This window comes from Leucothrix arctica (genome assembly GCF_003172895.1).
Classification (GTDB): Bacteria; Pseudomonadota; Gammaproteobacteria; order Thiotrichales; family Thiotrichaceae; genus Leucothrix; species Leucothrix arctica.
Window position 1 is genome coordinate 14,624 of record NZ_QGKL01000010.1, and the last position, 20,654, is coordinate 35,277.

Annotated in this window: 16 protein-coding genes; 9 read left to right on the plus strand and 7 right to left on the minus strand. The window is 37.2% G+C overall.

Translation table 11 applies throughout. The features are described 5' to 3' along the window. From DKT75_RS02430 to DKT75_RS02465, 8 genes are all read left to right on the plus strand, one after another. Positions 1-1,122, plus strand: a complete 1,122-nt coding sequence (locus DKT75_RS02430) for a hypothetical protein (RefSeq protein WP_109821843.1) — start codon at positions 1-3, stop codon at positions 1,120-1,122. Then, positions 1,119-2,732: an aldolase catalytic domain-containing protein gene (locus tag DKT75_RS02435; RefSeq protein ID WP_109821844.1), complete on the plus strand. Its 1,614-nt coding sequence runs from the start codon at positions 1,119-1,121 to the stop codon at positions 2,730-2,732. The genes DKT75_RS02430 and DKT75_RS02435 overlap by 4 nt, the downstream gene beginning before the upstream one ends. After that, the gene (locus DKT75_RS02440; protein ID WP_109821845.1) at positions 2,719-3,378 is read left to right on the plus strand and encodes an HAD family hydrolase; all 660 of its coding nucleotides are present in this window, start codon (positions 2,719-2,721) and stop codon (positions 3,376-3,378) included. The genes DKT75_RS02435 and DKT75_RS02440 overlap by 14 nt, the downstream gene beginning before the upstream one ends. Then, a complete protein-coding gene (locus DKT75_RS02445) occupies positions 3,375-4,049 on the plus strand; it encodes an acylneuraminate cytidylyltransferase family protein (protein WP_170310650.1) in 675 nt (224 codons plus the stop codon). Before DKT75_RS02440 ends, DKT75_RS02445 begins: the two co-directional genes overlap by 4 nt. Next, complete coding sequence (locus DKT75_RS02450; RefSeq protein ID WP_109821847.1) at positions 4,031-5,200, plus strand: hypothetical protein; 1,170 nt, start codon at positions 4,031-4,033, stop codon at positions 5,198-5,200. The genes DKT75_RS02445 and DKT75_RS02450 overlap by 19 nt, the downstream gene beginning before the upstream one ends. A gap of 444 nt (positions 5,201-5,644) precedes the next feature. After that, complete coding sequence (rfbA, locus tag DKT75_RS02455; protein ID WP_109821848.1) at positions 5,645-6,511, plus strand: glucose-1-phosphate thymidylyltransferase RfbA; 867 nt, start codon at positions 5,645-5,647, stop codon at positions 6,509-6,511. Between the two features lie 429 nt (positions 6,512-6,940). Continuing rightward, positions 6,941-9,766, plus strand: a complete 2,826-nt coding sequence (locus tag DKT75_RS02460) for a rhamnan synthesis F family protein (protein WP_109821849.1) — start codon at positions 6,941-6,943, stop codon at positions 9,764-9,766. 15 nt (positions 9,767-9,781) lie between these two features. Continuing rightward, positions 9,782-10,612 carry a sulfotransferase family 2 domain-containing protein gene (locus tag DKT75_RS02465; RefSeq protein ID WP_109821850.1) on the plus strand — a complete coding sequence of 277 codons (831 nt, stop codon included), beginning with the start codon at positions 9,782-9,784 and terminating at the stop codon, positions 10,610-10,612. Here the strand turns inward: DKT75_RS02465 and DKT75_RS02470 are convergent. Genes DKT75_RS02470 through DKT75_RS02500 form a run of 7 tightly spaced genes read right to left on the minus strand, consistent with a single transcriptional unit; the run spans position 10,577 to position 18,374 of the window. After that, a complete protein-coding gene (locus tag DKT75_RS02470) occupies positions 10,577-11,659 on the minus strand; it encodes a hypothetical protein (protein ID WP_109821851.1) in 1,083 nt (360 codons plus the stop codon). The genes DKT75_RS02465 and DKT75_RS02470 overlap by 36 nt on opposite strands. Before the next feature lie 15 nt (positions 11,660-11,674). After that, complete coding sequence (locus DKT75_RS02475) at positions 11,675-13,849, minus strand: glycosyltransferase family 2 protein (protein ID WP_109821852.1); 2,175 nt, start codon at positions 13,847-13,849, stop codon at positions 11,675-11,677. A 7-nt stretch (positions 13,850-13,856) separates the two neighbouring features. Further along, positions 13,857-15,494 (minus strand): polysaccharide biosynthesis/export family protein, encoded by a 1,638-nt coding sequence (locus DKT75_RS02480; RefSeq protein ID WP_245923041.1) that lies wholly within the window; start codon positions 15,492-15,494, stop codon positions 13,857-13,859. Between the two features lie 2 nt (positions 15,495-15,496). Then, a complete protein-coding gene (locus DKT75_RS02485; RefSeq protein WP_109821854.1) occupies positions 15,497-16,591 on the minus strand; it encodes a KpsE/RkpR family capsule polysaccharide export protein in 1,095 nt (364 codons plus the stop codon). A 4-nt stretch (positions 16,592-16,595) separates the two neighbouring features. Continuing rightward, complete coding sequence (locus DKT75_RS02490; protein ID WP_109821855.1) at positions 16,596-17,258, minus strand: ABC transporter ATP-binding protein; 663 nt, start codon at positions 17,256-17,258, stop codon at positions 16,596-16,598. Continuing rightward, on the minus strand, positions 17,255-18,040 hold the full coding sequence (locus DKT75_RS02495) for an ABC transporter permease (protein ID WP_109821856.1): 786 nt from the start codon (positions 18,038-18,040) through the stop codon (positions 17,255-17,257). Before DKT75_RS02495 ends, DKT75_RS02490 begins: the two co-directional genes overlap by 4 nt. Before the next feature lies 1 nt (position 18,041). Then, entirely contained in the window at positions 18,042-18,374 is a 333-nt protein-coding gene (locus tag DKT75_RS02500) for a hypothetical protein (RefSeq protein ID WP_146201309.1), read from the minus strand. 260 nt (positions 18,375-18,634) lie between these two features. Here DKT75_RS02500 and tkt point away from each other — a divergent pair, with 260 nt between their 5' ends. Beyond that, positions 18,635-20,635: a transketolase gene (gene tkt / locus DKT75_RS02505; protein ID WP_109821858.1), complete on the plus strand. Its 2,001-nt coding sequence runs from the start codon at positions 18,635-18,637 to the stop codon at positions 20,633-20,635. Positions 20,636-20,654: the final 19 nt, after the last annotated feature.

Consider the following 20,654-nt stretch of genomic DNA (forward strand, 5'->3'; position numbering starts at 1 on the left):
ATGTCTAATTACTTAAAAATAGTAAATAAAAATAAAAATAAAACAATATTCGTTTTTTCAAGCGCTAATGTACCAGAAGGTAAGTTTACTGGGTCAAAAATATTTTCTGAAGACTGGAATGTTATATTAATAAATACTAAAGATAATGATTGGTATTTAAGAGATGTACTAGAAGGCATTAGTAGATTAAGTTCTTTGGAACACTTAGTAGAAAGATATCGAAAGATGGGGCCCGTTGTGTTTTTCGGAAGTTCAATGGGAGCTTGCGGTGCTTTATATTACGGGTCTAGATGTAATGCTGATTACGTTTTTTCATTTTCTCCGGAACTAAAGTTAGGGATACGAGGTGGCTTTTTTGAAAGAGAGTGTAAAATCAGAGATACATTAGAGTTTAAAATAGATTATATTGATTTGATTAAAGACACTGATTCAAAAATATATTTTTTTTGTGGAGAAAATAATATTGTTGATTCCTCTTCTTTATCTCTTGTTCCAGATCAAGATAACTTATTTAAATTTAGCTTGATAAATGCAGAACATGTAGTTGTAAAAGAGATAAATGATATTTTTGGTTTAAGTTACTTTATTAGCTCTATAGTTTCCGGTGGTGGGGAAGTAGATTTTCAGTACCTTATAACGGGAGAGTTGCTAAAATATCCTTGTGTCATTGAGTCGCTTTATCAGTTTGATATTGAAAAAAATTATGAGTCGATACTTAATGTTGATTTGAATATTAAAAGTAAAGAAGTCAAAAGCTATGTTTTTAGAAGGCTTGCTCTTTACTATAGTCAGCAACAATTACATGAGCAAGCACTTATGTTTGCAAGAGACTCCTATTTACTAAATGCTAATTGTGGAAAGAATGCAATGATGTATTCAAAAATTCTATTTAGAAATAAGAAATATAATAAAGTTTTATCTATATTATCTCCTGTCACTTTGCAGGCAAGTGTAGAGCTAGGTAAACCATATTTTCAAGCTTATTTTATTATTTTAGATTGTTGTAAAAAACTAAAATACAAGAAAGAATATTTTTTTTATTATTACAAACTATCAAAAATAGTCCCAATTAATGGTGCGCTTGCAGAAAGATTTTCCAAATATGATCAGGAATTATTATGAAATTACTAGATTGCACATTACGTGATGGTGGGTATTACAATAATTGGGACTTCTCTCAGGAAGTTGTAGATGCATATTTAAATGCTGTAGCAGATGCTGGAATTGATTACGTTGAACTAGGTCTTCGAAACTTCCCACGAAGTGGCTTTTTGGGGGCTTATGCATATACAACTGAGCAACACCTGAATACTCTACATTTGCCCGAAGGGCCAGTTTATGGCGTTATGATTGATGCTAAAACTATTTTAAGCTCTGAGCTATCTTCTGAGGATGCTATTGATGTATTATTTGTCCCCTGCGATGAAAGTAAAATTGGCTTAGTTCGTATTGCTGCTCATTATCATGAAGTTGATGCGTCAGGTCCGATGGTTGCTCGCTTAAAAGCACTTGGCTATGTTGTTGGTTATAACCTTATGCAGTCAGCCGGAAAGCCCTTTGAGGTTATTACTGAGAAAGCCCGAATTGTTAAGTCGTGGGGAAATAATCTAGATGTGCTTTATTTTGCTGACTCATTGGGTAATATGGATCAAGTAGAAGTAGACCGGATCATAACAGCCTTGCGTGTTGAGTGGAGTGAGCCTTTAGGTATCCATACACATGATAACATGGGCAAAGGTTTGGATAATTGCCTTGCCGCAAAAAAATCAGGTGTGACATGGTTAGACTCAACAATTACTGGAATGGGGAGAGGTGCAGGAAATACACAAACGGAACGATTATTAGCTGTTCTAGCAACTCAAACGGATGCTTATAATCAATTACCTGTTTATGACTTAGTAATTCGATATTTTGAAGAAATGCAGAAAGACTATGGTTGGGGAAGTAATTTACTATACTTTCTTGGAGCACAACATGACGTGCATCCAACGTATATCCAAAATTTATTATCGAGTGACCAATACGGTACTGAGGAAGTAATTGCAGCAATCAGTTACCTTAGTAAACTAGATGGCACCACCTCTTATAATGGTGCGATTTTAGAAACTGCTGTGAACTTTAACTCAAGTATTGAAGAAGTCTCTGGTTCTGAAGCTCTTGTAAACTTATTCCAAGGGTGTGAAGTGCTAGTCATAACGAATGCTATCTCAACAAAGACTTATCAGTCTGCTATTGAGACCTACATTAAAGAAAAGCAACCGATTGTGATTTCTGTTAACATCAATGAATTCATTGATGCCAGCTTGATTGATTATTATATAATTTCTCATAATGTGAAATTTTTAATTGATGCTCAAAAATATCAGTCTCTAAATAAGCCAATTATTTTACCTAAGCACCGGTTCTCCAAAGATGAAGTTGCGAAGTTAGCAGGTGTAAAATATATAGACTTTGGTTTTAATAACGATGCAGCGCAACTAAGTATTACATCATCTTTTGTTGATACTAAGTATGACTACACTAGTGCTTACTTATTAGGTGTGCTTTTAGTAAGTAAGCCTGCCTTTGTTAGTTTAGTGGGGTTTGAAGGCTATGAGAATAATGACTCCCGCCAACAAGGTATGTTAAGTATCTTTAGTCAATATAATAATACCAATGCAGCGCCTCCATTAACTGCACTAACGCCTTCTTCTTACCCCGTGGCGAAGGGCTCTATTTATGCCATTAATTGATGATTATCAAGTATATATTTTTGATTGTGATGGCGTCATTTTGGACTCTAATCAACTCAAAATAGATGCAATGGAAAAAACGCTGCACGAATTAGGTTTTGGTAATGCAGAAGTATCAAAATGTATCCAATATTTTCGCGAAAATTTTGGAAAATCTCGTTTTCACCATGTCAAAGTATTTATAGAGCAGTATTTACAGTTAAGTGACACTACTGATAAGTTAATGCTTGAAGAAAGTTTAATTGAAAATTTCTCTAAGCAATGTAAATCTCTGTATCAATCGGCAGCGGTCACACCTTACTTCTTTGAAATGTTATCTAAATTAGAAGGGCGTAAGTATATTGCAAGTGGGTCAGCTCAAGATGAATTAAGAGAAGTGTTTGATGAGCGTGGTTTAGCTAAACACTTTGAGGGTATTTTTGGTTCTCCAACCGCAAAAGCAGAAAATATTATGCATATTCTAACTTTAGAAAGCACGTTAAATGCCGTCATGATTGGTGATGCGATATCGGACTTAGATGCTTCACTTAAAAATGATATCGATTTTATCGGGTACACCCCTTATTCCAATATTCCTGAAAAGTTGAACTTAGAGGCTAAGGCTAATGGATTCAATGTTATTAAAACATGGACGGAGCTAACATGATTACTGCCTTTTTACCTTGCCGCAAAGGGAGTCAACGTATTCCCGATAAGAATATTAAGCCGTTTGCAGGTATTGATGGTGGGTTACTAAAAATTAAACTTCAACAACTGATCGCTTGTAAAAGAATAGATAATATTGTTGTTTCATCAAATGATGATCGAGTACTATCGTTTACAGAGTCATTGAACCACTCGAAAATTACAATTGATGAAAGAGCTGATCACTTGGGTAGTAATAGCACTACCACTGATGAATTGATTCGATATGTACCAACTTTAATTGACCAAGGTCATATACTTTGGACTCATGTCACTTCTCCTTTTATGAATGAAAATGATTACACGAAGTTGATAGAGCAGTACGATGAAAGCCTGAAACAAGGCTATGATTCTTTAATGACAGTTTTAAAGGTACAAGGGTTTATCTGGAGCCAGAGTGGCCCAATTAGCTATAATCGTGATGAGCTTAAATGGCCAATGACACAAAATATTGATCCCCTTTATGAGATTGATAGTGGGGCATTTATCTCATCAGTTGAAAACTATTTGACTTTCAATGATCGAATTGGTGACTCACCCAAGCTAATTGAGCAGGAGAAAGTAAAGTCAGTAGATATTGATTGGCCGGATGATTTTGACTTTGCGGAGGCACTATGGCAGAGAAAACTTTAATATTAGGTCCATCTCATATAATGAGATGGATACAAGGAATAGAGACTGGTGTACTAAAGAAACTTGAAGGTGTAGACTTTCATGGTCGTGGAGGTAATCCAATCTGGAGTGACTTTAATAAATCAAAAGAAGAAAAATTTTCTGAATATAGTCGAATAATATATATAGTAGGAGATTTTAGGTTTGGCAATAAATACTTGACTGATTCATCACTTAAAAGAAACCAGTTTGGTATAGATCGTGCTCTAATCAACCTTAATAACGATGTCACTTTGTACAATAAAGTTATGAGTGAGTGTACTCGTGTTTTAAATTCAGAGCATGAGGAGAAAATAAGTTTTATTTTTTGGGATGTGGCTTTAAGAGAGTTTAATAATAAATTAGCGGGAAATTATCTATCTAATGGCTGTTATGAGCACCCTGTTTGGAATTTGCTGGATATAGAAAATAAATTTTCAAAGAATGTAATTTCACTAGTTGGTGTAGATATGACGAACTTCTATATTGACTCTTCTAACCACCCTTCACTTCAAGGTTATTTCTTTTTATACAATAGTATTTTTGGCGAAAGGTATAATTATAATAAAGCAATTAACATTAAAAAATACCTCGATGAAGAAAATTTCGTATTCTGCGGTGACTCAAGTTTCGTTAGGAATTTGAATAAATATATCGACTATGGTATTTTTTCCGGAGATAAAATACCACAAGTAACGCTTTCAGAATTGAAATCTTTTAATAATACAACAAGTAAAAAAATAATTTTTATTTCAAACATTAGAAATATCAATAGCAATGACGAAGTTTATTTGAAAAGGTGTGATAGGTTATACGATATAATCAAGGGTAGTAAGGGTAAAATCAGAGTTTTATTATGGGAAGCATACACCCAAGAAGTTATTGCTCAAAGACATTTGTCTTATTCAAAGTTTTCTCCTGAACATAAGTTACTTGGATACAAAAGTACAAGTAAATTATTATCTAATGAAGATTACTATCTAGATGTAACAAGTGTTGAGGCACAATCATTAGTAGATTTAAATGTCGGTCTACAACCAACAATTTATGGCGTTCTATGGGGCCTGTTATTTCATACTCAGTCGAAGAAAAAATTTATTGATGAACGATTAGCATTAGCTAGAGTACTTTAAGTTAATAAATATCTAGACTTTAAGTAATATTTTTTTATCCAAAACTTTTATTCATTGCAAAAATTATAACTCATACTTTTAATGAAACATTACAATGTTTATTAATATGGGTTTTTATTTATTAATTCAAGATAAGTTCACTTTTGTCGGTATAATAGATATAAAACTTGATCTAGACTAAGAAGTATTTGAGTTCATTTCAGTATGATCTTCTGCGTAGACACAATAGATCTATAATTTTTTTAGTACTCTTGATGCATTGGTATTTCAAATGAAGTACTATTGTGAAAAATAATAATTTAGATGTTAGCCAGGTTAACAGGTTGGAAATACCCGTAGTAGTTCTAGAATATTTTGGAAATATGTCTCTGATATATTAGAGGTAAATTATCATTTTTTATTTTTTAGTTACATTTGTTTTAATTAGTGTTAAAGGTTTTATAGATGAAAGGTATAATTCTTGCTGGGGGATCTGGAACAAGACTCTACCCACTGACTCAAGTTGTTTGTAAGCAGTTACTGCCGGTATATGATAAACCAATGATTTTTTACCCATTAAGTACATTAATGCTTGCTGGAATAAAAGATATTTTAATTATTACGACCCCTCAAGACGCGGGCTTATTTCAAAAACTACTAGGTGATGGTAGCAAATGGGGAATAAACCTTAACTATGTATCTCAACCAACTCCTGATGGTTTAGCACAAGCTTTTATTTTAGGAAAAAATTTTATTGGGGATGATTCATGTGCCTTAGTACTGGGAGATAATATTTTTTGGGGACATGACCTTGCAAATTCATTAAAATCTGCGGCCAATTTAGAATCTGGAGCAAATGTTTTTGCTTACCATGTACACGATCCTGAGCGCTATGGTGTCGTCGAGTTTGATGATGCCGGTAAAGCCATCAGTATCGAGGAGAAGCCATCTCAGCCAAAGTCAAACTACGCAATTACCGGACTGTATTTTTATGACAATCAGATTGTTGATATAGCTGAGAGTGTAAGACCGTCTCCTCGTGGTGAGTTAGAAATTACAGATGTTAATTTAGCTTATCTAAGACAAGGTAGTCTTAAAGTTACCAATCTTGGCCGAGGAACTGCATGGCTTGATACTGGCACGCATGAGTCATTATTAGAGGCTGGGCAGTTTATTGAAACTGTAGAGAAGCGTCAGGGGCTGAAGATAGCATCACCTGTAGAGATTGCTTGGCGTTCAAAGTGGATTGATGACGATCAGTTGTTAAAAATTGCAAGCGGCCTTAGTAAAAGTCAATACGGGAAGTACCTCATGGCTCTTCTTAATTCCTAAATACAAGTGAGTGACTACTACCTGTAAAGAAGGGGGCTGCAACTGATAAAGCAATTTTTTATCAATTTTCTGGGAAAAATAACTCCTATAACAGAGACAAGGCCTCCCGTTGAATTATCAGATGCTTTCTTATCTACATTTGATGAGGAGAGCTACTCTAAAGCAAATCTGGATATAGTTAGTCTAGTTGAAAAAGGCAGATATAAAAGCGCGGTGGAGCACTTTCATCATGTTGGTTTTTGGGAAGTTAAGGATGGAAAGAGGTTAATAGGTGAGGGTTTTCCATATTTTGATGCAAATGTGTATAGGAAATACAACCCATCCTTTCCTTTCCTCTCTTCTTCCGATAAAGCTTACGAGCACTTTATTGAGTTCGGTTATAGTCAATACAAGAGCGGTCAGCTAGTAATTATCGGATATTTCCCGCTAATGAAGTCTCAGATAGTTGCCAAATGCATTGAGCAGCATTTTGACGAGGAAAGCTATCTGTTAGCGAACTCAGATATTCAGCTTGCATTACGAGAAAAAAAAATCACAAGTGCTTGGGAGCACTTTACAAAATACGGTATTTTTGAAGCTCAAAAGTTAGGTCGTCCGGTTAGTCCTGTTATAGGAAGACTTTCTGAGCCTGAGTATTTGATGCAGTTCCCTGAGCTTGACCAATATTTAAGAGATGGCAGTTTAACTTCTCCTTTTGAGCACTTTCTTTGTGTAGGCCTACCCCAAGCGGTGAGAGGAGAGCGCGTGATTCAGCCCTATGGAGGCTATCTTTACCATAAGCCTAGATTTAACCCTGAGTCTAGATACCTTTTAACTAGCTTTCCATTTAAGCCATTAATATCCATATTAATACCTTGGGGGGGGGGCTTCCGATGGCTTGACCACGCTGTTGCTTCTATAAATAGCCAATGGTACACCAATTGGGAGATTTGCATCGCTTGCGATGAGACTGCGAAGGCACCTGTGTTTACTTCCCTTGCTTCTGTTTACCCTGTAAAAGTAAAAGTGTTACCTTCAGAGGCTATGCTTGATTTACCAAATTCACTAAATGAAGCTTTATTACTTTCAGAAGGTGATTATGTCACTGTTATGGATAGCAAAGATGAGTTGACCCCAGATGCATTGTTTGAAGTTGTAAAGTTAATCAATAAAGGTGCTGAATTTATATTTAGTGATGAGGATCGCTTTAGAGACGAAAGCCAATATATTGAGCCTGTTTTCAAACCAGATTTTACGCTTGATAGGCTAATGAGTTACAACTTTATTGGTCAGTTATTTATTATTAAGAGATCTTTAGTTAATGAGGCTAAAGGGTGGTCGGTTGAATTACCAGGTGCGGAAAATTATGATTTATTTCTAAAGATTCATGAGTTAACGGACAAAGTTCAGCATATACCAAAAGTTTTATACCACTCGAGATTTACTTCTTCGAGACAATCAAATAATACCCTAGATAATAAGATAAGCGGAGTAATAGCCTTAGAAAATGCGTTAAAGCGTCGAAGAATTTTTGGTGAAGTTGAGAATGGTATTATCCCAGGTGTGTACAATGTTAGGTATTGTATTGCTTATAAGCCCTTAGTAAGCATCGTTATTGTACTGAATGATAAGTTGGAGCTCTTTAGGAAATGCATTGAAGCTATTCTGGAAATAACAACGTATAAACAAATTGAAATAATAGGCGTTTTAGAAAGCAGTAACAATGAGGTAACTACTGATGAAGCATTGTGCATAGAATCTCTGGACGAAAGAGTGCAGTTATACAGGCTAGATAAGCCTTTAAATAATTCATGTTTAAATAATATTGCTGCCTTTGAGTTTAGTCGTGGTGAGTTTCTAGTATTTGTGGATAGCAAGGTTGAGGTGATTACCCCACAATGGGTTGAAGAGATGTTGATACATGCTCAAAGGGGCTCAGTAGGCTGCGTCAGTACTACAATTCTTAGCGACACTGGTGTAATCAGTCATGCAGGTTATATACTGGATAAAGAGGCTCAAGATTTAGTTCTTTCTGTATCTTCAGGGGTGGCGGAGCGCTTAATAAGTAATTACCAAAATCTTTGTGGGGTCTGTAATTACAGCGCTATAACAGCAGATTTTTTAATGGTTAAAAGTGACTTATTTAAAATTATTGGTGGGTTTAGTAATGAATTCTCTATTAGCTTGTATAGAGATGTGGATTTTTGTTTGAAGGTTAAAGCAACGGGGGTTAATAATGTTTTTACACCATTTGCTAAGGCAATCCAATGTAAACCTCAGCAGATTAAGTCTGAGTTAAGTTCTATTGATTGTTTAGAGCGAAATGCTTGTGAGGCAAGAAAACTTTTAGATTCGCATAGTATGCAGTTTGATACTTATGATAGTTGTTACAACCCAAACTTAGGAGTTGTTGGTGGAGGTTTTCGAATTTCGCCATCTGTAAGTCGCCTTTATAGGGCATATGTGGGAAGGCCTTATGTAGAAAAAGTTATTAAATTTTCTGGTTTGGGTGAAGCTAATCACAGACGCCTATGTATATTCTCTCACTATGATAAAGATCATAAGATTGATAAGTATGTCCTGTTTTACTTAGAAAAATTAAGTAAGCTTTATGATGTAGTTTTTGTAACAACCTGTGAAAAAATTAGCGCTCGAGAGCTAAAGAAGATTTCCTCATTGTGTGTTTCATATGTCGTAAAGGTTAATGAAGGTCATGACTTTGGTGCTTGGAAAACTGGTTTAGATTATGTTTTTAATAAGTTAAATAGTTATGATTTTTTGTTGCTTTGTAACGATAGTGTTTATGGTCCAATGCAGCAATTAGATTTAATTGTAAATAAGATGGAACAGGGTGTTTATGATGTCTGGTCTATGACAGATAGTCAGGAGCTTGGTTACCATTTACAGAGTTACTTTATACAGTATAGTAGCAAAGCATTCTCCTCTAAGGTCTTCCAAGAGTTTTGGGCTGGATTTCAAATATTTGATGATAAGCAGTCGCTAATTAAAAATTGTGAAGTAGCTTATTCAGCGCGACTAATAAGCTCCGAAGGTCTGAATGTTGGCACTTATTACACTGCAGCAGATCAGTCTTATCTCAATTGCTTGCAGTATTATTGGGATAAGTTACTAGAAAACAACTTTCCATTTTTAAAAGTTGAAGTTTTAAGGGATAATCCACTTGGTATTGATATGGTTGGTTTTGAAGATGTCATTGTTAGAAATACTGATTATAATCCTTCTTTGATAGCTAAGCATTTGAAAAGGATTTCCTAACCTGGTTTTTCCATCATGAAAAAAAATACAAAAACAAGATTATTTTATATTCATACTCCTAAAACTGGAGGTACTTCTGTTAATCAGTATTTTATGAAGGTTTACCCGGAGACTGCGTTAGTACATGTAGAGGCTGATCTTAAAAAAGAAACTAACTTAGATCTTAGTAAATATGATTTTATTTCTGGGCATTTAACCTTTCCTGCTGTTAGTTCACTTTTAGATCCATCCTGGAGAAAAATGGTGACATTTAGAGAGCCGTATAGTTTTGTAGTTTCCCACATGTGTTGGATTAGACGGTTAGCTGATGAAGATCAGCGTGAGAATTTTCAAAAACACCCTGAAAATATACAAAAAATTGCAGTTAAAATGAAGGAGTTCGATTTTAGTATTGCAGGTGATATCAGAAGTTTTATTAGTTGGTTGGAGGAGTTCGGGTTTAGCTATCTTCACAATACCCAAACAATTTTTATGAGCCCTAAAAAAAATATAAAAAGAGCTTTGCTAAACCTTGATAGCGTTGAGTTTGTTGGAACCTTAGAAAGGCTTGATGACTTTTTAGCTTATGTGAGTTATAAACTATCTTTAGAGCTTACTTTCCATGGTGCGCCTATAGCTAACGTTAATAGGAGAAATTATGGTTTCAATATTGATGATACTGAGACAAGAAAAGAACTTTATCCATTGATCAAAAAAGATATAGTGCTTTATGATGCGGCTTTGAAGCGGCTAGATAAGGATATTTTATCTTGTAAAGGATTTTCTGTTGAGCTGCCCCTAGGAAAAAAAACTTTTTTACATAATTTGAGATTAATGGAAAAAATTAAAAACTTTAAGTTTTATTGAAATGTTTTTTTTTATTAGTTCGTAGGTGTTTTTTTCTTTTAATATTTCAATAAATATAATAGCGTAGTCATTTTTAGTCTCTTTATCATTCTCTAATATTTTTAAAAGTATTTTACTCTCATTACCTAATTTTCTCTTTAGGTATCGCATTACATTAACTAGCTTAGAGCTTTCTAATTCTTGATCGTAAAATTTTTGTTTTTTAGAGTTTATTATATTACCAATAAAATCCTCTGAAAAATTAGTATCTACTAGTTCAAAAAACAACCTGATTGCTTTCAAGTCTATTTTAAGTTGTTTTTTTAGAATTTCAGGATTAATTAAAGTGTATTCTGCTACTCCTGAGTCAAAAGATTGTAGACAGATATCAATTTTTGTCGCTATATTTCCTAGTGGAAAGTTATTAAGCCATCGCTTTAATTCTAAGGCTTCTAGATTATAAGAGTTATTAATATTAGGTAGTTTAGCTTCAGTTTTATTTAAATCAATAGTTTCTAACAGGTCACTTGCAATATTTCCTCCAGAAAAAAATTGAGGGCCGTAAGGGCGTAGTATTAATTTACTGCAAGTATGGCTTTTAATGTATTTTGTTAATATAGATAAGTCTTGTGCATTATGATGTGTCTTATTTGGGTATTTGTGTTTAAATAATGCCCTCTTAACGCCTTGATTGTATTGTGACTCTCTTTTTTCTATAGGGTTTCGCAAGTAACCTATAAAAATAGCATCAGGTATTGCCTCTCTTACTTCATTCATCCTCATAAAGAAAAACTCAGATGACAGTAGTAACTTGTTGTATTTATTATTAGAGTAAAAACAACTGAGCAATGAGGCGACTTTAGTAGTGTCGATGTAAAGTGAATTATCCTCTTTACGGCTAAAAATAGAGAGAAGATTACCAGAGCTTACTCCATTTTCATCAGTTCTATGGTCAGGGTAGTATAAGCCTTGTTTTTTTAGCTCTTTTCTATGTTCACTTAGCCACTTTTGAATCGCCGAGGTTCCAGTTTTTGGTGGACCGATATGGATAAATATTTCTTTTTTCATAATGATAAAAAGCCCCTAGAATCCAAGGCCAAAGTCTTCTCTTAGCGTTGTTAAACGTTTGTTATAGTGGGGGTCTTCATATGCTGTTGTGTTCCAAGTCTGTTTCATGAACTGGATTTCACTAGTGAGTCGTTTGCGTTTTTTCTTAGTATTGTCCTGTCCTCTAGAAAGTGATTCATAATGGTACAGTTTAGCCCAAGGAGTCCAAATATTTCTGTAGCCCAGTGCTTGAACCTTCAAACAAAAATCAACATCATTAAATGCCACGCTCAGGTGTTTTTCATTTAGTCCGCCTACCTCTAAGTAGTGCTCCTTTTTGACTAGTAAACATGCTGCTGTTACCGCGCTGTAGTTCTGTGTGCAGAGTAGCCTTTGCATATAACCTGGGTCATCACTTGGATAAAATTTATGTGAATGCCCTGCACAACCGCTTAAACCAACAATTACACCGCCATGCTGTATTCTACCATCGGGGTAGAAAAGTTTAGCTCCGACACAACCGATATCTTCACGATGGGCATGGCGAAGTAACTCACCAAGCCATTGCTTATTAATAACTTCAACATCATCGTTTAATAATAGTATAAAAGATCCCTTGGTGTGTTGTACTGCATAATTATTAATAGCTGAATAATTGAAGGGCTTATCATAGCTTAATACACTGACTCTGTGGTCTAGTTCAATACTTTTATAGTAGTTTAAAGTCTGAGGGGCTTGACTTTGGTTGTTAACAATAAGGATTTCGTAATTGGTATAGGCTGTATAACTTATGATGCTTTCTATAGCACGCATGAGTGTTGGTAGATTGTCTTTAGTTGGAATGATAATACTGATCAATGGTAAATTATTTGGTAATGGCCACTCTATTTTAAACACACCGTCATTACTAGTTTTCGTTGCTTTGGTACCATGAAAAGCTAAGGACTGATTTAGTATTTTTAATTGATTTTGTGATTTTAGTGGGGAAACAGTTATGCTATGGCTAGGCGAATGATATAGGATTTCTTGTATATGACCTGGCAGAGTTAAGTTTTTAATTGCAGCTTTGATCAATACTTCATATACCCATGCAAATAGGCTCGTAAATAATTGTATATTGTTCCCTTTATGGGTTAAAAGTTGCCTGTTAAAGGCAATAGTGCTTCCTATGTAATTTGTAGAAAGCATCAAGTCTGGATTCCAATCCGGTTTCAGGAAAGGGGAGTAGCGCTCTCCTTGACCGTTAATAGCATCATGATCCGAATAGCTAATTGTGTTATCGGGGTGTTCGTTTTGGTATCGTGCGAAGGCTGATAAGGCATGAGGTGAAAAAATCGTACCTGGTTCAGCGGTAATGAAATATTTTGCATGGGATGTATTCAACAACGTCTCAAATAATGAGTTGATGTGAAGTGGTTTACTGATGATTGTAACGTTTTCTGATGAAGCATGAACACTTGTCATGAGCACGCTTTCGGCTAACTCAATATCCCTAAATGGGGCAATTACTATGGCCTGCCAGAGCGTATAAGTTTGACAGCGAATACTGTCTAAACTTTGAGAGATTGCATCGAGATCCGCGCTGTGTGTTGCATCGATAACAAAACAAAAGCTATCTGTTTGCGTTAAATGAAGCGCTCTTTTTAATTGATTAAACTCTCGTCGGTTAATCCAGTCCTGATAGTCAGTTTCTGATTTGTGCTGCCGATTATAGAGAAGTTCATAATGACGCCATAAATGAAGCGAGGTTTTAAAATCATGATTTGGTTTATACGTCAGCAATTTTTTATGCATGAACTTGTAAGCTGCGCCTGTTGTTAATTTTACAAAGCTCATTTTTCTCATGCTAAACGATACAGCCTTTTCAGAAGGGATAAGCGTTATATGTTTAAAGCCGCGCTTAAGTAATAAGACCCGCTTCATTATATGCTGGTTGATCACCATAAACGTATGTGTACGAAAAGACCCATCGTCATAATCAACTTTTAGTTTACAATCCAAGTACTGCTCACTAGCTGCTATGATGATTTCGATCATATACCAGCCAGCAAGCAAGGGGTGCTTCTCTAGTTTTAGAATAGCGGGTAGGGAGCTAATTGACCAATCAAACGCATTATCTGATTTAGTATAATGCGAAATGCCTGATGCTGGTGTTAGTGCATTGGTTGCATTGTAGTGATAATTAATTCTTCTAAGTAGGGACTTCTTCACAGTAGCTCTATATTATCCCAATTGCTGCACTTGCTGCGGCTATTTGAAAAATAATCGTCACAATATCTTTGGTAAATTGTAGGTTCTTAGTGTCGACTTTAGGGTAAATCAAAATTTCATCACCAGGTTGAAGCACAGTATTTGTTGAGATAAGTACCTGTCCATTTGGTTTTCGGATGATAATCTTCTGCTTCTCAGCCCGCTCTGTATAGCCACCTGATCTAGCAATATAATCTGAAACCGCTGCATTTTGTGCATAAACTAATGCTTGTGGAATATTCACTTCGCCGCTAATCGTAATTACATCACTACGGAATGGGATAACAATAATATCGCCATCTTCAAGTCGAATGTTGGCAACTACTCCGTTTTCACTAACAACAACTCGACCATCTGGTTCTACTTTACGAGCATTCTTAATAAACGCAGAGAGTAATGAGGCTTCTTGTTGTCTGATGCTTGCTTCGCTATCTGACTTTGCAGGGGATGTTAATACGCTGCGTTCGAGTCGATCAATAGTGTCATTTAAATTCTTCTTTTGGCGAAGCGCTACACTTTTTCGTTTTATATAGATGTTGTTGATGTCTGCTTCATCTGGCGATATTGCTATATAGTCTAGTAACTCCTGTAGTCGAGTTCCTTTTTTTGCTGCAAAAAAGGAATTACCAAGATGACTACCTTCTACGGATATATCCATTGTGCTAGGAGTTGCATCAGTAGTGAAGCGCACAGTGTCACCATCCCTTAAGACAGTACTAGAAAACTTACCTAAACCAAGGTAAACAGACCAAGGCACACGGTTTCGCGAGCCAGTCAATGCTACATTGGTAACACTTGGGTTAGGTCGTGCCATGGTCATTAGTTCTCGACCAAGTCCATTAGGTTGCTTGAGTTCAAAGCTATAGTTTCCTCGTGCGTCGCCCATAACATTAATGGTAGATTTTTGAGTGTTGACTAAAATGGTATCGCCACTTTTAAAGCTTAGGCGTGGAAGTTGTCCCCATCGTAAAAATGCGTACAGGTCGACATTACCAATGGTTTTGCCTTGTCTCATTATGCGAATATCACGGTAGCTACCCTGATTCTGTAGAATTCCACCTGATTTATGTAAAAATGATAAAACGCTATCTGTTTGCATGCCAGAGTATTGGCCTGGTTTTTTAACGTAGCCAGTAACAAAGACGTTAATTGGAGTTGCAGTAACAAGGTTTACATAAACATCAACACCATCTTTATAGACCCCTCGAAGTTTACCACGAACGAGATTCGGTAAAGCGCTTGCAGGACTGCCAGCAACCTTTACCGCGCCTATTTCAGGTAAGAATATATTACCTTGTGCATCGACTGAGGTGGTTTCGTCAGCTTGTATTGCCCCCCAAATATGAAGTGATACGGTATCACCGGGTGTGATGATGTAGTTTGGGTCTAACCCTGTATTTTGCTGAGCTGAAAAGTTCCCAGAAAATAAGCTTGAACCAAAAGGTTGTGATGTATTTACACGTGTTCTGCTTGGAATTCCTTCGTCAAAGGCGGTGGTCGTTGCATCTATATCCGTTGAGGTGGCTGCAGATGATATTGCCGAGAGCACAGTTAAGCTGGCAAGTATAAGAGTGATAATGCTTTTGTGTAGCAGTTTGTTTTTCATGTTTATGCCCAGCCTAAGTTATCTTTGATGGCAGAAATAAGTAGCGCGAATATTCCCCATAGCATTATGCTCGCTAAGAATACGCTAAATGTTGAGTAGATGCGCTCTGGCTCTAATGATTCGTCGGTCAAGTGTGGTGGGACAATAATGTCTAAGTATCGTTGTTTTTGGCTTGCATCTATTTGGGCCTGTTTTAGGCTTGAAATAGCTGTCAGATATAGCTTTTCAGCAAAGGCTAGCTCAGAGGTTAATTGTTCGGTATCCAATACTACTTGGGTGACCGTTTTTCCTGTTGCAGGGTCTGCCCATTTAGCTTGCTGCGCAAGTGTTTGCTTTTTTAGTGAGTTGATTTCGTTGACAAGAAACCTGACTTTGAGAGAGTTACTTTGCATGTATGTACTAAGGCTTTTTAGTTCGGCTTCTTTAGTTGCGACCTGTTGTTTTAGGGTTGCGACTATGCCTTGCTCTGCTTGAGCGGCTTGTTCTGCGCTGATGACTTTTTCTTTCTCATTGAAGCGTGCCAGTCTAGAGCGAATAGAGAGTAGGTCTGTTTCTGCCTTAATGACTTCATCCTGAGCGAAGACTAATGCGTCAGAGCGCGCTTCTGAAGATAAGTTGTTGATAAAACGCTCGTTGATTCGTAATACAAGGCTTGAAATCTGTTTTGCTACTTTTGAGTCAAAAGCGGTAACTTCTAGTTTAGATATACCGGAAGCACTGTCGTAGGAAATGTTAATAATTTCATTATCCCAGTAGTCGAGTAGGTCTTCTTGGGTCGCATCAGCTGGGATTCTTGCCCACCAATCATACTCTGGGCTGCCGTAGTGTTTCATAATGTCAATATTTGGCAGCACTTTGCTTAGAAAGTCATGTGAGACACTGTAGTTGAGTACGGCAAGTGAGTCGGGGGTTGATGCAGCCATTCCTGTCAATCCGGTGACCATACCAAGCACATCGGTTGTACCTTGTTTATTTCCTTGGATGATATATCTTGATTCTGAAATGTATTTATCACTGGCATAGTTTGAGTAATATATACCTGCAATGATTGTAGGAATTATTACAAATAGAAAAAAAGTAAACTTGTTCGACAGCATATTATTAAGAGTCCTTTTTTAATACTTTTAATGCTTCTATGCCAGACTGCACATCGTTAAAGCTTTGTAGGCGGCCCTCATGGTCAATTACCACAGAACAACTGGCGTATTTTTTCAAGATATCAGGGTTTCCAGCGGTGACAACTATGGTTGATTGAGTGGTGAGTTCCATAAGTTTACTTTGGATTTTGTTATTAAATTTTGGCTGTGGATGATGCAGTCCACCATTGAGTTGATAAATATCACTTTTCATCAGTAACGAAGTAGAGATAGCAATTTTTCGTCTTAGTACTGGAGTGTAACTTTTTGCTTTCTGTTTCAGTTCTTTTTTTATTTCGGCAAACTCTTTAATTTCATGGATAACTTTGTTGGTTTCTTGTCCATAAAGCTTGCAGATAAATCTTATATTCTCCTCGCCGCTCATTTCCCTATGAAAATAGCTTGAGTCGCCAATTAGGCTTGTAAAGATTCCTTCTCTTATGATACTTCCCCTTGTGGGCTGTTCAATACCTGATATTAGTTTTAAAAGGGACTTAGAGGACCTTTCATACACAGACAAAATAGCGACACTCTTTTGTTCTACAAATGAAGTGCATACTTCGTTAAGGTCGTAAGTTTGTCGTTTACGATTGTGAATTTTTGAAACATTAAGAAACTCAAGCTTCATACTCGTTGCCTTTTTTGAGTTAGTTTCTGCATCAATAACCCTGTGAGGAGTGCGATGGTAGTAAATGTTAACAGGTAGCCCATATCAAATAATGTGCTTTCCCATGATCGGTAGAAGCTGTCCCTCATAGACTCTATTATATGCAGGAGGGGGTTATATTTTAGTATTGCTATAACTTCCGCAGGGAATCTTTGGTCTGCAACAAAGAAAACACCAGACATAAGAAAAAGAGGCATGCTTAATATTTTCCATACTTTTTCGTATGAAGGAACAATGGCTGAGACAGATACATTTAGAAGGCCGACACCATAGCCGAGTATGATAGATGTGATTGTGATGAGTAGTATTCCTAAAAGTGAATCTACTCTGTAGTCCCAATAACCAAAATGTCCTAGACCTATTAATATAGTTGCTGCAGAGATTAATATAATAACCGTTTCTGAAAGAAGAAAAGCAATCGAAATATCAAAAGGTGTTGCGAGGGTATTGTTTAATATATTCCTAGATGATTTGTTAATTTGCAGCATTTTATTTGTTAGACCGATGCATAAGTTGTAAGGAATTATGCCCGTTGCTAAAAAAAGGACTAAATTATCTCCAATTGCAGGACTTCGTCCCAAAAATGTAAACATTGTAGTCAACATTACTATTTGGAAGAGCGGTTTAGCAAGTGCAGCTAAGTAACCAATTTTACTTTTGCCATGCTCAGTCAGAATCGAGTGTATAAACAGCGCATTTATAATCCTAGTTTTGACACTAATTGCCTTAAGAAACGCTCCCACTCTAGGGGATTCTTACAACTAAGATTGGCGCACTTTCCTTCCAAGCCCCATCCACCTTACACGCCGTGCGACTGAAGTCAGATGATATGTTTCTACATTCATGACCATTAGCAGAGTAGTACCTGTAAGCACTATTACTTGCATTAGAGCTGTTCAACTTTGTCAACGTAGCAGAGTCCAAACTACCACGACGAGGCTGCGAAAAGTTGTATTCCAGCGGCTTGGTAGAAGCAGTCGGAGTCAATGAGGTTCCAAGAAACCTTGCTTTGAGCGAACTACAGCCACTCAGCGAAATTACGGCTATCAAACTGAGAAGAATTTTTTGATTTTTCATGTGTGATTTTTTAACTTCGATTGGGGTACTGTGCAAAGATAGTGCAGATAATACTTTTATGTTGTTATTTGCTAGTTTATCACTGCGAATATAACAACTTCTCTGACGAGTGGCAAAAGGATAATCCATTAAACACTTTTAGTGTCATGAAACTTGGCTCTAAGTATCAATGATTTTTAAGGAATGACAGAGCTTATCAAACAGTGTTCTGATAAAATAATCCTATTTCAAATACGCCCCAAAAATAGGAGTTGTTTATAATGTCATCTCGCAGTTTATTAGCCAATGCAATTCGCGCACTTAGCATGGATGCAGTCCAGCAAGCCAACTCAGGTCACCCTGGAGCACCTATGGGTATGGCTGATATAGCCGAAGTACTCTATAACGACTTCATGCAGCATAACCCACAAAATCCTTCATGGCCTGACCGTGATCGCTTTGTAATGTCAAACGGCCACGCATCAATGCTGCCATACTCAGTGCTACACCTATCTGGTTATGACTTGCCTATCGAAGAAATTCGTAACTTCCGTCAACTACACTCAAAAACACCAGGTCACCCAGAGTATGGTTATGCACCTGGTGTAGAAACAACCACTGGCCCACTAGGTCAAGGTATTGGTAACGCAGCAGGTATGGCGTTATCAGAGAAAATCATGGCGGCGCAGTTCAATCGTGAAGGCCACGAAATCGTCAATCACTACACATACTCATTCCTAGGTGATGGTTGCCTTATGGAAGGTATCTCTCACGAAGTATGTTCACTGGCTGGCACACTAGAGCTAGGCAAACTCATATGCTTCTACGACGATAACGGAATTTCAATCGACGGTGATGTTATCGGTTGGTTTGCAGACGACACAACAAAGCGCTTCGAAGCATATGGTTGGCAAGTACTGAGTGTAGATGGTCACAATGCTGAAGAGATCAAAGCTGCAACAGAAAAAGCACGTGCTGAAATAGTTAAGCCAACACTAATCCGTTGTAAAACACTCATCGGTAAAGGCGCACCTAATAAAGAAGGAGGTCATGACGTACACGGTGCCCCACTAGGCGCTGACGAGATTGCAGCAACACGTAAAGCAATGGGTTGGGACTACGAGCCGTTTGAAATTCCAGACGAAGTTTATGCTGGCTGGGATGCAAAGGAGAAGGGCGCAGAGCTAGAAGCAACATGGAACGAAAAGTTCGCAGGTTATAAAGCACAGTATCCAACAGAAGCAGCAGAATTCGCACGCCGCATGGCTGGTGATTTGCCGGACAACTGGGAAGAAGTAGCAACACAAGCGGTAAAAGACATCGCTGATCAAGCACTAACACAAGCAACACGTTCATCGTCACAAGGCGCACTAAACGCATTCGGCCCACATCTACCAGAATTCCTTGGTGGTTCAGCTGACCTTACGCCATCAAACAACACTTTCTTCAAAGGCAGTAAGTACATCAACTCAGCGCACGGTACTGATAAAGACTTCACCGGTAACTACATTTCATACGGTGTACGTGAGTTCGGAATGAGCGCAATCATGAATGGTGTGACGCTACATGGTGGACTAATGCCATACGGCGCAACATTCCTAATGTTCTCAGAATACGCTCGTAATGCACTTCGCATGGCAGCACTGATGAAGATTCGTAGCATCTTCGTATTCACACATGACTCGATTGGTTTGGGTGAAGATGGTCCAACTCATCAAGCAGTAGAGCAAATCCCTACACTACGTATGATCCCAAACATGAACGTATGGCGTGCGTGTGATGCGGTTGAGTCAGTCGTGTCATGGAAGTCAGCAATTGAAAAGAAAGAGCAGCCTTCTTGCTTAATCTTCTCAAGACAAGCGCTGCCACACATGGAACGTGACGAAGCAACGTTGGCTAACGTTAGTAAGGGCGGTTACATTCTTAAAGATACTGACGGCACACCAGACGTAATCGTTATCGCAACAGGTTCAGAAGTTCAGTTAGCAATGAACGCAGCAGAGCAGTCTGACAAAAAAGTACGTGTTGTATCTATGCCGTCAACGACAGAGTTTGACGCACAGGACGCAGCTTACAAAGAGTCAGTACTTCCAAGTGCAGTAACAGCCCGTGTTGCAGTTGAAGCAGCAATCATGGACGGTTGGTACAAATATGTAGGTTTGAATGGTGAAGTAATTGGTATGTCCACCTTCGGTGAGTCAGCGCCAGCACCACAATTATTCGAGTACTTTGGCATCACAACGGAAGCAGTTGTAGAAGCAATAAACAAAGTTACCGCATAAACTGCACAGTAGTTTAACT